The organism is Maritalea porphyrae (assembly GCF_030159895.1).
In the GTDB taxonomy this organism is placed as follows: Bacteria; Pseudomonadota; Alphaproteobacteria; order Rhizobiales; family Devosiaceae; genus Maritalea; species Maritalea porphyrae.
This window is the reverse complement of sequence record NZ_BSNI01000002.1, coordinates 2,179,295-2,193,920: the sequence shown is the minus strand read 5'-3', so window position 1 is coordinate 2,193,920 and position 14,626 is coordinate 2,179,295. Positions and strand designations below refer to the sequence as shown.

General features: G+C 50.3%; 8 protein-coding genes. 4 read left to right on the top strand and 4 right to left on the bottom strand.

From position 1 onward, the window contains the following. Window positions 1-17 precede the first annotated feature (17 nt). Window positions 18-2,765 (bottom strand): Rne/Rng family ribonuclease, encoded by a 2,748-nt coding sequence (locus QQL65_RS14080; protein ID WP_284365590.1) that lies wholly within the window; start codon window positions 2,763-2,765, stop codon window positions 18-20. 618 nt (window positions 2,766-3,383) lie between these two features. On the opposite strand from QQL65_RS14080, the gene QQL65_RS14075 reads away from it, so the two are divergent. From QQL65_RS14075 to prfB, 3 genes are all read left to right on the top strand, one after another. Then, window positions 3,384-4,619: an N-acetylmuramoyl-L-alanine amidase gene (locus QQL65_RS14075; RefSeq protein ID WP_284365588.1), complete on the top strand. Its 1,236-nt coding sequence runs from the start codon at window positions 3,384-3,386 to the stop codon at window positions 4,617-4,619. A 155-nt stretch (window positions 4,620-4,774) separates the two neighbouring features. Further along, entirely contained in the window at window positions 4,775-7,192 is a 2,418-nt protein-coding gene (locus tag QQL65_RS14070) for a penicillin-binding protein 1A (protein WP_284365582.1), read from the top strand. A gap of 100 nt (window positions 7,193-7,292) precedes the next feature. Then, a protein-coding gene (prfB, locus tag QQL65_RS14065) for a peptide chain release factor 2 (RefSeq protein WP_284365580.1) occupies window positions 7,293-8,406 on the top strand; the annotation gives its coding sequence in 2 pieces (ribosomal slippage) (window positions 7,293-7,361 and window positions 7,363-8,406; 1,113 coding nt in all). A gap of 3 nt (window positions 8,407-8,409) precedes the next feature. Here the strand turns inward: prfB and QQL65_RS14060 are convergent. The 3 genes from QQL65_RS14060 to QQL65_RS14050 all read right to left on the bottom strand — a co-directional run bounded on the left by QQL65_RS14060 (window position 8,410) and on the right by QQL65_RS14050 (window position 10,926). Then, a complete protein-coding gene (locus tag QQL65_RS14060; RefSeq protein ID WP_284365578.1) occupies window positions 8,410-9,564 on the bottom strand; it encodes a M23 family metallopeptidase in 1,155 nt (384 codons plus the stop codon). Window positions 9,565-9,637: 73 nt separating this feature from the next. Then, on the bottom strand, window positions 9,638-10,450 hold the full coding sequence (locus QQL65_RS14055; RefSeq protein WP_284365576.1) for a ferritin-like domain-containing protein: 813 nt from the start codon (window positions 10,448-10,450) through the stop codon (window positions 9,638-9,640). Further along, on the bottom strand, window positions 10,450-10,926 hold the full coding sequence (locus tag QQL65_RS14050; RefSeq protein WP_284365574.1) for a peroxiredoxin: 477 nt from the start codon (window positions 10,924-10,926) through the stop codon (window positions 10,450-10,452). The genes QQL65_RS14055 and QQL65_RS14050 overlap by 1 nt, the downstream gene beginning before the upstream one ends. Window positions 10,927-11,080: 154 nt before the next feature. Between QQL65_RS14050 and QQL65_RS14045 the strand changes: the two genes are divergently transcribed. Further along, window positions 11,081-14,569 carry an AsmA-like C-terminal domain-containing protein gene (locus tag QQL65_RS14045; RefSeq protein WP_284365572.1) on the top strand — a complete coding sequence of 1,163 codons (3,489 nt, stop codon included), beginning with the start codon at window positions 11,081-11,083 and terminating at the stop codon, window positions 14,567-14,569. The last annotated feature ends 57 nt before the right edge of the window (window positions 14,570-14,626 follow it).

Here is a 14,626-nt window from a genome sequence, read left to right as displayed (position 1 = left end):
GTTTTCTTGAACGCTACCTAGTTGCCTAGGATGTTGCGTTGCCACCAGCCTTTTTTGACCTTCTTGACCGGCTCAGCCGTCTCACCTTCGTTTGAAGATGGCGAAGAGGAGGTAACGATTATGCCTTCCTCAGGCAATTTCTTTTCAGGTCGAGCAGGGCGCTCTGCCTTTTCCTCTACAATCTTCGCAGGTTTTTCTTCAACCTTTGGTGCCGCTGCTTTTTCTGGCTCAGAAGCTTTGTCTGCGGTTGATTTGTCCGCGGCAGCTTTTTCAGCTTCAATTTCTGCCTTGGATTTTCGACCACGACGACGCTTTGGCTTCTCTTCAGGCTTTTCGTCTTTGGCTTCAATCTGGGTATTGTCTTCTTGAACAACAACTTCAGCTGACGTTTCAGCTGCGTTTGTATCTTGTTCGTCAGATTTTTTCTTACGCGAACGGCGCGGACGCTTTTTAGGCTTCTCGTCAGCTTTTGCTTCAGCGTTGTCGCCTTCGCTCACAGAAGGGGCGGATTCAATTGCTGCCGCCGCTTCGGCATCCATTGCTGGAGAGTCTGCTTCGCCTTCGACAGTTGATGCTTCTTCGCCTGCGTTTTCTGCTGCATTGTCTGAAGCTTGGACATTGTCATCCTGGCTGCGACGATTGCGACGACCGCCACGACGACCACGACGGCGGCGCTTTTTAGGCTGCTCATCATCATTGTCTTCGTCTTTGTCTTTTTCGTCAGCGCGTGCTTCTCCAACTGCATTTGATGTTTCGGCCGCATTGTTGTCACGATCACGGTCGCGTCCGCCACGACGACGTCGTTTGCCACGGCGACGGTTTGAACGCTCTTCTTCTTGCGTTTCTTCTTTCTCTTCTGTGTCATCTTCATCGATGTCGATGAGGATTGGCGCAGAATCGACTTTGACGTGATTTGTTTGACGCGCAACGCTTGTGTCGTACGGATCGCCTTTTTCGATTGTGAACTGGTCACCAAGTAGATGGCTGTCCGCGGTAATGGCGATGGCTAGGCCAAAACGTTGTTCCAAAACAAGGATTTGGCTTCGTTTTGCGTTCAACAGATATAGTGCAACTTCGGTCGGCACTTTTACGTTGATTGATTGACCTTGCTTGCGCATCACTTGGTCTTCGATTGCGCGCATGACCATGAGGGCCAAGCTATCAACTGAGCGAACCAAGCCAGTTCCTGTGCAAACAGGGCAGGTAATTGTTGAGCTTTCCAGCACGCCAAAACGGATGCGTTGTCGTGACATTTCGAGCAGGCCGAAATGTGAAATCCGACCAACTTGGATGCGTGCACGATCAGTTTTCAACGAATCCTTGAGTTTGCGTTCAACAGCGCGAATGTTGCGCTTCTCTTCCATATCGATGAAGTCGATCACCACGAGACCGGCCATATCGCGCAGACGCAATTGGCGGGCCAACTCGGCAGCAGCTTCAAGGTTGGTTTGGAGCGCAGTGTCTTCAATATTGTGTTCTTTGGTCGCTTTACCAGAGTTCACGTCAACTGAAACAAGCGCTTCGGTCGGGTTGATCACCAAGTAACCACCAGAAGGCAATGTTACCTGCGGTGAGAACATAGAATCGAGTTGCTCTTCCACGCCATGGCGGGAAAAGATTGGCTGCTCTTCGCGATAGGGCTGAACATTTTTCGCGTGCGAAGGCATGATCATTCGCATGAAGTCTTTGGCTTCGCGGTATGCTTCTTCGCCCGAAACCAACACTTCTTCGATTTCTTTATTATAAAGATCTCGAATAGAGCGTTTGATTAGGCTGCCTTCTTCATAGACAAGACAGGGGGCTGTGCTTTCAAGCGTTAAGCTGCGCACATTTTCCCAAAGGCGAAGCAGATATTCAAAGTCCCGTTTCACTTCGGCTTTGGTCCGGCTTGCGCCGGCGGTACGCAAGATTACGCCCATGCCCTTTTGAACGTCGAGCTCGCTTGCGACTTGCTTGAGGCGTTTACGGTCGGCCGCATTGGTGATTTTGCGGGAGATGCCGCCACCACGAGCCGTATTCGGCATTAGAACTGAATAGCGACCTGCAAGTGAAAGATAAGTTGTTAGCGCTGCGCCTTTGTTGCCGCGCTCTTCTTTTACAACCTGTACCAGCAAAACTTGCCGGCGTTTGATCACTTCTTGGATTTTGTAGGTTTTTGCTTTTTTCTTCCGACGACGCTGCGGAACTTCTTCCATTGCGTCTTCAGCCCCAACTTCGTCGACTTCGTCTTCTTCTGACTCAGTATTAGCTTCTGCATCGGCATCCAAAATCTTGGCAGCCTCAGCTTCCAGATCTGTTGAACCGTCTACGACTTCGTCGCTTGCAACGCTTGGCGTATCCACATCAGCGGCTTGTGCAGATTTATCTTCACTGTCCGCCTCAGCAGCGGTTTCATCGTCTGCAGGCTCTTCGATATCCAATATGCTTGGTTGATCAGCGCCACTTAGGTCGTCTGCATGATTTTGAGCGACTTCATCTTCTTCTTCCTCAGCCAGAAGCGCTTCGCGATCGGCGAGGGGAATTTGATAATAGTCGGGGTGAATTTCTGAGAAAGCGAGAAAACCGTGGCGGTTGCCGCCATAGTCAACAAATGCAGCCTGCAAAGACGGCTCAACGCGCGTTACTTTGGCAAGATATATGTTGCCGCGTAATTGTCGGCGTGCGGCGCTTTCAAAGTCAAATTCGTCTAGGCGTGATCCGCTAGTTACTACTACTCGTGTTTCTTCTGGGTGGATTGCATCCACCAGCATTCTTCTTGTTGCCATAAATTGTTACTCCACGCCGCCGTGCGCTTCTGCGTTTCACTCTATCTAATAAAGAGTGACGGCCAGTGCGCTTCGGTGCGTATTCTATATGTGAGCCACAGCCGGAGTTAGCGGCGGGGCGATTGTTTGGGGAAAATGTGTGGCACACAAAACTAGCCTGTCGCGCGCTTAGCGTGCGTTCGCTATTTTGATCGAGATGCCTCATCACAATTTCTTTCTTCATGCTCTTTGAATTGAAGGGAGGTCCAAAATAAAGAGCGGGCCATTCGGCCGAATTCTTCTACTTTTCAGTGAACTAGCTCGATGCCAGCGTCTCGTCAGTTACCCCAAATATAGGGTTTTAGGTACACGCTTCAATGGTTGGCCACGTTGGCGATTGTTGCCTCTGGGACACGAACATTGGGCAAAGTTGCACCAGTCCACAATTTAAGTGTTTACGTTCGAATTCGAAATTTAGCAACTAATATGTTCCATTTGCGGGCGCTAGCGCTTCGTGTTGCCCAGAATATGGCCGTTTTGTGCGTTAAGAAAACTGTGTGGTTTGAATGTTGGATACAGCCATACGCTGCACGAAGAGAATCATTTATACAAGTTGCGAAACATTTTAGTGAGGTGCCCATGCGGCATTGGGGATTAGTTCGGGTATTCGCCGCATTGGTGTTGAGCCTTGTTACATGCGGTCTTGTCATTGCACAGCAGGCGACGGTTGAAGCAAGAATTCTTGATGCTCGTATTGCATCCGCTCCTGAACGTAGCCGCATTGTTTTCGATTTGTCGGCTGAAGTTGGCTACTCCACGTTTCCTATAGATCAACCAGATCGTTTGGTTGTTGAGTTTAGCGTCAGCGATGTTGCAGACGCCGCGCCAACGACCATCGAGGGTTCAGGGCTGTTGTCTAAAATGAGCCTTGGGATGATCGATGACGGTCTGGCGCGTGCGGTCATCTTCCTCAACGAACCTGTGCAGGTTGCGGATATTCAAATCGTTGCAGCAGAGGGCGAACAGCCAGCTCGCTTGGTGATTGAATTAGCGCCGGGCACACGCGATGTGTTTGACGCAGCTGTTGAAGCGATTAAGACGCAGAACCAGCTGGCCGAAGTGCAGCCTGATCCAGAAACATCCACGTCTCAGCCGTCGGCAAACCAAGAACCACAAGTAGCTGGTGAGGTGCGCCCATTGATATTGATCGATCCTGGGCATGGCGGCATTGATATGGGGGCTAAGGGCGTCACAGGTGAGTATGAAAAGGACATCGTTTTGCAGGTCGCAAAGCGGTTGCAGGCCGAGCTTGTTGCGCTCGACCGGTTTGATGTAGCGCTAACACGAGACGGTGACAGCTTCTTGACGTTGAGTGAGCGCGTGCAATTGGCTCGCGACAATCAGGCAAATTTATTCATTTCACTTCATGCGGATTCCTTTGATCAGCCTTTGGTGCGCGGTGGTAGCGTTTATACGCGGGACGAAAACGCAACAGATGTGCTGGATAAGGTTTTAGCTGAGAATGAAAACCAGGCGGACTTGGTTGCGGGGTTTAGCCCACCAGAAGTCGACAATGGTGTTGTCGACATCTTGGTTGACCTGATGCGACGTGAGACCCGACGACAGTCCTATGTGGCGGCGCAACAGATTGTACGCCAAATGAGTGGACGCGTAACCATGCGCCCACATCCATTGCGGCAAGCAGACTTTTTTGTTTTGCAATCGCCTGAGGTGCCATCGGTGCTCATTGAGCTTGGATTTTTATCAAACGAGGATGATTTGCGAAACCTGTCGCAAGCGGAATGGCAGCAAAAAGCTGCGCTGACGCTTGCTCGGGGAATTGCCAAATATTTTGACGTTAGCGTTCAACCATGATTAAAGCCCGGGAAAATGCTTTTGAAAGCTGCAATTGGTCACATTCTGGCCGAATCGAGCAGTTATCGCGAAGGTCGAGTTACAATTGTGGTGCGGATGGGGCAAATGTCGCGCTGCGCCAAGATGGTCAATGCTGATCAGGAATTTATGACAAGATGCTAAGATTTTTGGGTTGGTTGTTTGGTTTTGGCGTGTTTGTCGGCTTTTTGGCGCTCGGCGCCGTTGGCGTGTTTTTGTGGAATTTGTCGCAAGATTTGCCCGACTATACTGTTTTGAAAGACTATCAACCGCCTGTAACGACCCGCGTACACGCCGCTGATGGAACGCTATTGGGTGAGTATGCCCGTGAAAGACGCCTGTTCCAACCAATTGAAACGATCCCACCATTGGTTGTGAATGCCTTTATTTCCGTCGAAGATAAGGATTTCTATTCTCACGGCGGCTTGGCACTTGATGGTATTGTTCGTGCGTTGCGCGACAACATCCAGAAAAAGCTAGATGGCTCAACCGGACCGCTGGTGGGTGCGTCAACGATCACACAGCAGGTTGCAAGAAACTTCTTGCTGACGCTTGATCAGACTTGGGACCGGAAAATTAAAGAGATGCTGCTTGCGATCCGCATCGAGCAAACATTCTCTAAAGACAAGATTATGGAGTTGTACCTCAACGAGATTTTCTTGGGGCTTAATTCTTACGGTGTTTCAGCGGCGGCTTTGAACTATTTCGATAAAGCCCTTTATGAGCTTACAATTGCTGAGGCCGCGTATATTGCTGCGCTGCCAAAAGGGCCGGCAAACTACCACCCAATTCGACGCCCAGAAGCTGCGATAGATCGCCGGAATTACGTGATCGGTCGCATGGCAGAAGAGGGATATATTACTGAAGCGCAGGCAGATGCTGCGAAGCAGGAGCCTTTAAACGTGTTTCCGCGAACTTCAGGATCGCAGATTTACTCAGCTGAGTATTTTGCCGAAGAGGTGCGACGTAGGCTTTCAAGCATATATGGCGACGACCAGCTTTATGGCGGTGGCTTATCCGTGCGCACAACGATGGAGCCGAAATTGCAAGCCTATGCCCGCAAGGCATTGATGGATGGCTTGATCGATTTTGACCAAAAGAATGGCTATCGCGGACCTGTTGCAACGATTGAGCTAGATGACGATTGGGGCGACGATCTCGCCCAGATCGATCCATTGTCAGATGTGCCTGAATGGCGACTTGGTGTTGTTATTGAATTGGGGCAAAACTCTGCGGTTGTCGGGTTGCACCCGGGCAAAGACATCCAGAAGAATGTGAATCCGGAACGCGACACTGGGCAATTGCCAGGCAAAGAACAGAAATGGATTTCCAAGCCTTTGTCTCAGGTGTTGAACTTGGGCGATGTGATCTATGTTGAGCCGGTTGAGGGCCAAGAAGGCGTTTATCAAATGCGTCAACCACCAGAAATTGAAGGTGGTTTGGTTGCGATGGACCCGCGTACGGGGCGCGTTCTTGCTATGGTTGGCGGGTTCTCATTCGCCAGTTCTCAATTCAACCGTGCAACCCAAGCCCTGCGCCAGCCAGGATCTTCGTTTAAGCCGTTTGTATATGCGGCAGCGCTAGATAATGGCTATACACCAGCTTCTGTGGTGTTGGATGCGCCTTTGGAAATTCAGAATGCTGATGGTTCAACTTACAAGCCAGAGAACTATTCGGTTCAGTATTACGGGCCACAAACGCTTCGTCGTGGTATTGAGCGTTCGAGAAACGTGATGACCGTGCGCTTGGCGCAGGATATCGGTATGCCGCTTGTGTCCGAATATTCTCGGCTTTTTGGCATTCATGATAATCTGCCGCCATATTTGGCCATGGCTCTTGGAGCGGGCGAATCCAGCGTTTTGCGGATGACCGCGGCTTATGCAACTATTGCAAATGGCGGCCGTAAGATCAGCCCGACCCTTATTGACCGTGTGCAGGATCGATATGGCAAAACCGTTTTCAAACACGACGAACGTATTTGTGATGGGTGCGTTGCTGATGGGTGGCAAAATCAGGCTGAGCCATTGGTCATTGATAATCGAGATCAGGTTTTGGACCCGATGACAGCCTATCAGATCACATCGATGATGGAAGGCGTTGTGAAGCGCGGAACAGGTGCACGGGTGAGGGCGCTAGGGCGCCCAGTAGCGGGTAAAACTGGAACGTCAAACGATTATAAAGATGCTTGGTTTGTTGGATTTACACCAGAAATGGCTGTAGGCGTCTATGTCGGTTATGACACTCCTAAAAACATGGGCCGTTCGGCAACCGGTGGCGAACTTGCAGCGCCAATTTTTACCGCTTTTATGCAGAAGGCGCTCGCCGGCAAGCCGCCGACACCGTTTAATATTCCCGCCGGCATGACGCCATATTGGATCGACCCGAAAACCGGCGTGAAGGTTTCTGGTGGTGAAGGGGCCATTGTTGAGGCCTTTAAACCTGGCACGGGCCCGAACTTGATTACATCTGTGATCGGTATCGATTCTGAAGTGTTCCAGGAGATTGAAGGCGGCACCAGCCAAGACTTTAACGCTGGCCGCGGCGGCTTGTTCTGACGTCACTTACAAGATGGGCCTGTGTGCGGCAGCGCTTGCAGCGACCCAGCAAATTCGCTAGACGTTCAACCACCAAATTATTCGTGAGTTAATCAATCTTATGCGCGCAGAAATCCAATCCGTAGTGGACGAAATTAAGCAGGCAATGAGCCTGCTGAGGAGGCATCTTTGACTGGGATACTGCCCAGTCTCGTCTCGATGAGCTGAACCAGAAAGCCGAGGACCCTGACCTTTGGAATGATACCGAAAAGGCGCAAGCGGTTATGCGTGATCGCACCTTTTTGGAGGGTCAAATCAACTCGATTAATGAACTTCAGTCGACCTTGACCGACAATATGGATTTGATCGAACTGGGTGAGATGGAAGACGACACCGAAGTCGTCGCCGAGGCCGAAAAAGCGCTTTTGGAGATGAAGGTCAAAACTGACCGGATGCAGATTGAGACACTATTGTCCGGTGAAGCTGACGGCAATGATTGCTATTTGGAAGTTCACGCAGGTGCTGGCGGTACCGAAAGCCAGGACTGGGCCAACATGCTCTTGCGTATGTATACGCGTTGGGCGGAGCGCCGTGGTCACAAGGTAGAAGTGATCGAAATGCATGATGGCGAAGAAGCCGGAATCAAGTCCGCGACTTTGCTCATTAAAGGCATCAACTCATATGGCTGGCTGAAAACGGAAAGCGGCGTTCACCGGCTTGTTCGCATTTCGCCATATGATTCTCAGGCTCGCCGACACACGAGCTTTTCGTCGATTTGGGTGTATCCCGTGATCGATGACAGTATCGAAATTGAAGTTGCCGAATCTGACGTACGCATTGATACGTACCGGGCGTCGGGCGCAGGTGGTCAGCATGTTAACACGACCGACAGCGCGGTTCGGATTACGCACATCGAAACAGGTATTGTGGTGCAGTGTCAGAATGATCGCTCGCAGCACAAGAACCGCGCAACGGCATGGCAAATGCTTCGTGCGCGCTTGTATGAGGCCGAACTTCAAAAGCGTGAAGAAGCGGCAAATGCAGAGAGTGCACAAAAGTCTGACATTGGCTGGGGGCATCAGATCCGCTCTTACGTCCTGCAGCCATACCAGATGGTAAAAGACTTGCGCACCAATGTGGAGAGCACGCAGCCAGCTGACGTGTTGGATGGCGACCTTGATAAGTTTATGGAAGCTGCCTTGGCCTTACGCGTAGGCAAGGACGACGACGAATAGTTTCTAGTTGAGGAACGCTGCTAGTTTCGCCCCGGCTGTGATAAAGCGGTCGGGGTTTAGCGGTTTATCATTTTTTCGCACTTCAAGATGCAAATGAGGGCCGGTGCTTCGACCGGTTGAACCAACCAGTCCCAACATATGGTTTGGATTTACCGTTTGTCCTTTTTTTACTCGGATCGCGGAGAGGTGCGCATAGCGCGAAACCAAGCCATTAGAGTGTGTGACTTCCACTGTGTTTCCATATCCGCCTTTGCGGCCAGCAAACGTGACACGTCCCGCGCCGATGGGCGTGACCTTTGCGCCTTGCGGTGCGCGGAAGTCTAATCCCGAATGAAATGCGGATTTGCCTGTAAATGGATCACGCCGGTTACCAAAGCGCGAACTGTATTTGTGTTTCCACGCTAGCGGACGGTGGATTGGCGCCGCCGACAGTGCGTTCCTTGCATGTTGAAAGCGCGTCAATGCGCTCATCGCCGCATTGGCCGCGTCGATATGGTCCATGTAATCGACGTCCAAACCTAAGTTACTTCGAGGTGGCATGTAGGGGCCGCCTGTTGCGTCTGGGAGGCTTATATTTAGTCCCGCGCGTTTGAGTTCAGACGCTATTTTGTCTGTGCTGGACTGTGCCGATTGTGCGATAGCAGTTAGTGCATATAGGCTATCTTCTTGCATTGAAATGATATTTTCGGTGACGCTTGCAATATCTGTGACAGCGTTGTTAGCGAATGTAGGCGCATTGGGCGCTCTAAATGCAGCGCTCTTGTTCGACTTCACATCAAGGCCAAGCGATTTTGCTTTATCCGCCAGCGATTTCACATAGTCGTGTTGTTCAATCAGCAGCTCTTGCTGTGCGGCCAATTCTTGCAATTGCAAATTGATATTGCCAGATTTTGCGAACTGCCGTGAGTGCAAGCGATCCAGCTCTGTGCGCAGATGCGCAATTCTGTTTTCGTACGCCGCTAGTTGAATCTCTGAAGCGGAGGACAAAGCCGCGGCGATTTTTGGGCTCTTGTAGAGTGCAATAGCCAGCAAAACATTTGAAGAAAACAGAACGGCCACCAGCGCATATATCCAAAAATGTTTGAAGCGCTCGCCTTTAAAAAAGGCAAGTGATGGCAGTGGGTTGGCCTTCTGGCTGGTCGTTGCAAAACTACGCACGAAATACTCACTCGACAGACAAATCAAATTATTCGCAACTGTGAACGAGTATGGTTAATAAAGCGCGAAACCTTTAGCCGATAATTGGCGCGAGTGGTTTGTAGAATTGTGGTGTGAGGCCAGCGGCGCTGCGAACTTTGTCATTAAAGGGAGGCTTCAACGCGCCGCGGAAATGGTTGCGCACCAGTCCTTGGAATGTCTCAACCGGCTTTTTGCTCTCTAAGTCGCACATATAGCGAAACCATTTTGCGCCGAACGCAACGTGGCGTTTTTCATCGTTATAGATGGTTTGAAGAATTTTGGCCGTTGCGAGATCACCATGTAATTTGGTTCTTTCAATCATGATGGGCGTTATATCGAGCCCGCGTGCTTCCAAGACCAGCGGGATGATGGCAAGCCGCGCAAGAAGGCTGTGCGCGGTTTCAGCGCAAGATTGCCACAAACCATCGTGGGCAGGGAGGTCGCCATATTCCATGCCGATTTCCTCTAGCCTAGTTTCGAGCATTCGAAAGTGCTTTGCTTCTTCCATCCCAACCTGCACCCAATTGTCGAAATAGGAGCGGGGTAGTTTGGTTCCCGCTGATCGAGCGATCAAGTCCCAAGTGAGATCGACCGCGCTCAGTTCGATATGTGCCAACGCGTGTATATGGGCTTGTCGACCTTTCTCATTATTGAGATTGCGCTTCGGCATCTTACCCGGTGGCAATAATATTGGTTTTTCGGGGCGGCCTGGCAACTCCGGCAATTGGGAAGCGTCAAAGCGGCCTTTTCCAATCCGGCGATGGAACCAATCTGAGCCGAGCTTTAGCGCTAAATCCGTTTTTTCGCTTAAGTCGTTGGCTTTTACAACCGCCACCGCGCCGTCAAACAAATCATAGTTTTGCATTAGGCAGATTGCCGAGCTTTGACTTCGTCAAGGACAGCCTGCGCGTGTCCCTTTGCCTTCACTTTGCGCCAAATTTGCGCCAGATTTCCCTTTTCATCTACGAGAAATGTTGCGCGTTCGATACCGAAATGGGTTTTGCCATACATCTGCTTTTCGACCCAAACGCCATATTGTTCAATAACTTGTTTGTCCGGATCTGAACCAAGAATCACCCTGAGATCATTTTTGGCGCGAAAATTCTCATGGCGTTTTAGGCTGTCCGCAGAAATGCCGATTAGTACAGTGTTTGCAGCCTCAAACTCTGACATTAGGGCGGTAAAATCGACATTTTCGATGGTACATCCGCTCGTGCTGTCTTTGGGATAAAAGAAAATCACAACGTTTTTTCCCCGCTGATCGCTTAAAGAAAAAGTACCTGTCGAATCGGTTGGAAGTTTAAAAATGGGGGCTGGTTGTCCTACTTTGAGTTCGCTCATAGTTTTCCCCTTTATCAGTTACAAAAATGATGTGATATTTGCTTTGATTATCAGTGCCTTAGAACGGTCAACTTTTCAAGTCAGAGATGCCACTTGTGATCCATCATTGGGATTGACTATCAATAGGGTGGGGTTAGGCAAAGATGCGGGCTAGATGACAAACCAATCTGCAAATAGCAGTGATGCTTCGGCGCAACCAAAACCATTTTGGCAACGGCAGAGATTTATTTGGCCGATTGCTATTGTGGTCGTTTTGGTTGGGTTGTTCATTCGGGTAATTGTCGCGCCCCTAAGTCTACCTTGGATTGACGACGCCATCAGGAGCCAATTTGCGGCTCAAGTCACCGAAGGTGAATATGAACTGGTGTTCGCCAAGTCCGGCATTCAGCTGCAAAATGGTTGGATGCCTACAGCAAGGCTTGATGATGTTGAATTGGTCCACATCTCCAGTGGTGCACGCGTGGCCATCAACAATGTGCGGTTCGCTTGGTTTACCCCAGCACTTTTCACAGGGAAACCGACACTAGAGATTTTGGTTGATGAGCCAAATATTCAGCTCGTACAAGATTATAGTGGCATCCGGTTGGCAAAAGTCGAGTTTGACGATGAAAGCGAACAGCAGCCCATCGTTCGATTGCAATCCGAAAGTGTTGATGCGCCGACGATAACCGTTACGAATGATGGCGTTGTTGCTGATGAAAAAGGCGAGCAGAGCAACGCGCCAATTAAATCGGACAATGCCTGGGCAATCGAAGGTGTCGAAGCACTTGAGCAGGTTTTCGCACTGTTTGCGCAAGAAAGCGCATCTGCGTCGTTCCGTACGCTAGAAATTCGACGTGCAAATGTTGAAGTTCTAGATCGCATTTATCAGCTCTATCGGCAACTCGACAGAGTTGATGTGAAAATGGAGGCATTTGGCGCAGACGTGCAAATGGACCTCAAATTCACAACCGGTGGGAGGCGGACATTTGGCCAGTTGCTATGGGCGCAAATGGAGGGTGCCAAACGACGTGTCGACGGCGAATTTGAGAATATTGACTTAGCGCTTGTTCTCCCGTTTCTGGATGATCAGGATGGCCTGTTCGCGTTAAAGGGCGGCACCAACATGGCGGTTGGGGTGGATTTTGATGAAGACGGTGTGGTTCACGGTGCCTTCGATATCGATATCTCTGACACTCTCGCTTCTATCCAAGGTGATCTGTTTGACGTGGAGGCAAAGCCTGCGCAAGTTGAATGGTTTCCTCGCGAAGCGCGGTACAAATTGGCACCATTTGCGGTGCGAATTGGACAGTCTTCAAGTCTGCTCGATGGCGAATTCGTTATGGGGCTAGATGACAGTTATGGCCCAACTGTTGGTTATTCGATCCGATTACGTGATACCTACCTACGCCCTGATGATTTGGACGCTCCAACCAATGTCTTGGATACAATTACGGTATCGGGTTGGTCCGCACCTCTTTATGGCGCGATGGGGATCGATCAACTTAGCTTCAGAGATGATCAGCTTGAACTCGATGGGCAGGGTCGGATTGATGTGCTGCAGAAGGGGTTAGGGTTTGATCTTACGTTATTCGGCAAAGGCGCAACTGCTGACGATTTGAAGCGACTGTGGCCATACTTTTTGGCGACTGAAGCGCGCGAATGGTTTGTTGAAAATGTAACAGGCGGTCGGATTGACGAAGCAAAAATGCGTTTCAACTTTCCCGTTGGCACAATTGGCAAACCGGGTGAGGATCGACGGATTCCGCAAGGCGGTGTGTTGATTGAAGGTACAGCCAAGAATGTCGAACTTGTTCCGCTGCCCGGGTTTCCGATAATCGAGATTGATGGCACGACCAGCGTTTCAGTCAAGGACCATCACATGGTGATGGGATTTGATACGGCTGTCGTACGTGATGACAGCGGTGAGGTCACGATCGAAAATGCTGCCTATTTGAACCGAGATAATGGTGCAAAGGAACAGATCTTTGAAATCTCTGGGCAGCTGAAAGGCGCAGTTGGAACACTTGTTGCGATTGCGAACAAAGAACCGCTCAACCTTCTAAAGGATTTCGATGTTGAATACCGTCCTGAGGATTTAGATGGTGTAGCCGACGTGCAGGTAATCGCCACGGTTTCGCAAGACGAAGGGGGCAAACCAAAAGGCCTCGATTATACGCTAAACGGCTCTGTGCAAGACTTCGCGTCGAAGTTTCCGATTGAAGGGCATGTGGTCTCAGATGGCACGGTACAGTTTACTGCCTCGCAAGCTGGATATCGGGTTGCCGGTCGGGCCAATATTGATGGGCTTGGCGCAGATATCTTGGTTGAGGCCGAAGATGATGCCGCACCGGTGATTACTGCAAGCGCTACATTGACCGAAAAGGATCGGAAAGCATTAGGCCTCGACCTAAGTCAGTTTGTTGAAGGGCCGTTGCGCATTGTTGGGCGGCCGTCTGGTGAAACGATCCAGCTTGCAGTTGATTTAACGGATGCGCGTGTGAAATTTGCCGAACTGGGCATCAACAAGAAGCCTGGTGTAAAGGGCCAAGTGAATGCAACGCTGCTCCTTGATGGCGACTTGGTTGATGCGCAAACCGTTGATATGCGGTTTGACAAGGTGCGGGTCGCTGGGGCGTTGCAGTACGATCTCAAAGACGGGTTGTTGTCTGCCAATATTGTCGACTTAGTGTTGAATGAAGGTGATCGCGCCAGTGTGTCAATGAAACCCATAGAGGGGGGCTTTGCTGTCGAGGTAATTGGCGAACAGCTCGATCTCAAACCGATGCTCAAACGCTTCCTAGGTTTGGACGAGCAAGCAAGCAGCAAGGCGACGTCGAACGCGGAAAACCAGATTATCGACATTAAAGTAAAACTAGATCGCGCGCTCGGATTCTATAAAACAACTGCTTTTGGTATGGATGCACATTTGCGGTTTAAAGGCGCGGACTTTATTCGTGTGGATGTGCAAACATCGCTTGGCAACTCTAAGGTCGTGTCAATTGCGACAAATCCTGTGTCTAGGGGCCGTTTGATGTCAGCCGCAACAAATGATCTGGGCACTCTTCTGCGATTTATTGGAATGTACTCACAACTACTCAATGGCGAGGGCAGTCTGGTTTTGAACATTCAGAACGCGCCCTGGCAGGTTAGCGGTGAATTCGCGCTAAATGAGTTTTCAATTGTTGATGAGGACAAGGTTGCGCAAGTTATGGGTAACCACCGCGACAGTCGTGCGCTGATCCAGCGTGAAAATCGAGTGAATTTCAAGCGTGGTGAGGCCAAATTTGTCGGTTCAGATGGCGTAATCACGATTAGTGACGGCGCGCTTGATGGTGGTACAATTGGTGGAACGTTGCGCGGAAACATCCTCACCAAGACCCGACAATATGACCTTGTTGGCACCTACATCCCATTATTTGGCCTTAACAATATTTTCCAGAAACTGCCGCTCCTGGGTAAGTTGCTTGGCGGACGGGACGGCGAGGGGTTGATTGGTGTAACTTTTGCCATTCGTGGAGACTTGGACAATCCGAAATTCTCCATCAACCCGGCCTCAATTCTGGCACCAGGTGTTTTCCGCCGTATCTTTGAATTTAAGGCACGATCAGGCGATGAAGAAGCACGTCGTGCCCTTGAGGCTGTGGGAAGCACTGGCAATTAAAAAAAGGCGGTGCTGAAGCCCCGCCTTCTAAAAATGCTGATCAGCTGCGTGTTTGAA

Excerpts from the sequence above, each read along its gene's own strand:
- QQL65_RS14080 (WP_284365590.1), bottom strand. The coding sequence starts at position 2,765 with ATGGCAACAAGAAGAATGCTGGTGGATGCAATCCACCCAGAAGAAACA.
- QQL65_RS14075 (WP_284365588.1), top strand. The coding sequence starts at position 3,384 with ATGCGGCATTGGGGATTAGTTCGGGTATTCGCCGCATTGGTGTTGAGC.
- QQL65_RS14070 (WP_284365582.1), top strand. The coding sequence starts at position 4,775 with ATGCTAAGATTTTTGGGTTGGTTGTTTGGTTTTGGCGTGTTTGTCGGC.
- QQL65_RS14055 (WP_284365576.1), bottom strand. The coding sequence starts at position 10,450 with ATGCAAAACTATGATTTGTTTGACGGCGCGGTGGCGGTTGTAAAAGCC.
- QQL65_RS14050 (WP_284365574.1), bottom strand. The coding sequence starts at position 10,926 with ATGAGCGAACTCAAAGTAGGACAACCAGCCCCCATTTTTAAACTTCCA.
- QQL65_RS14045 (WP_284365572.1), top strand. The coding sequence starts at position 11,081 with ATGACAAACCAATCTGCAAATAGCAGTGATGCTTCGGCGCAACCAAAA.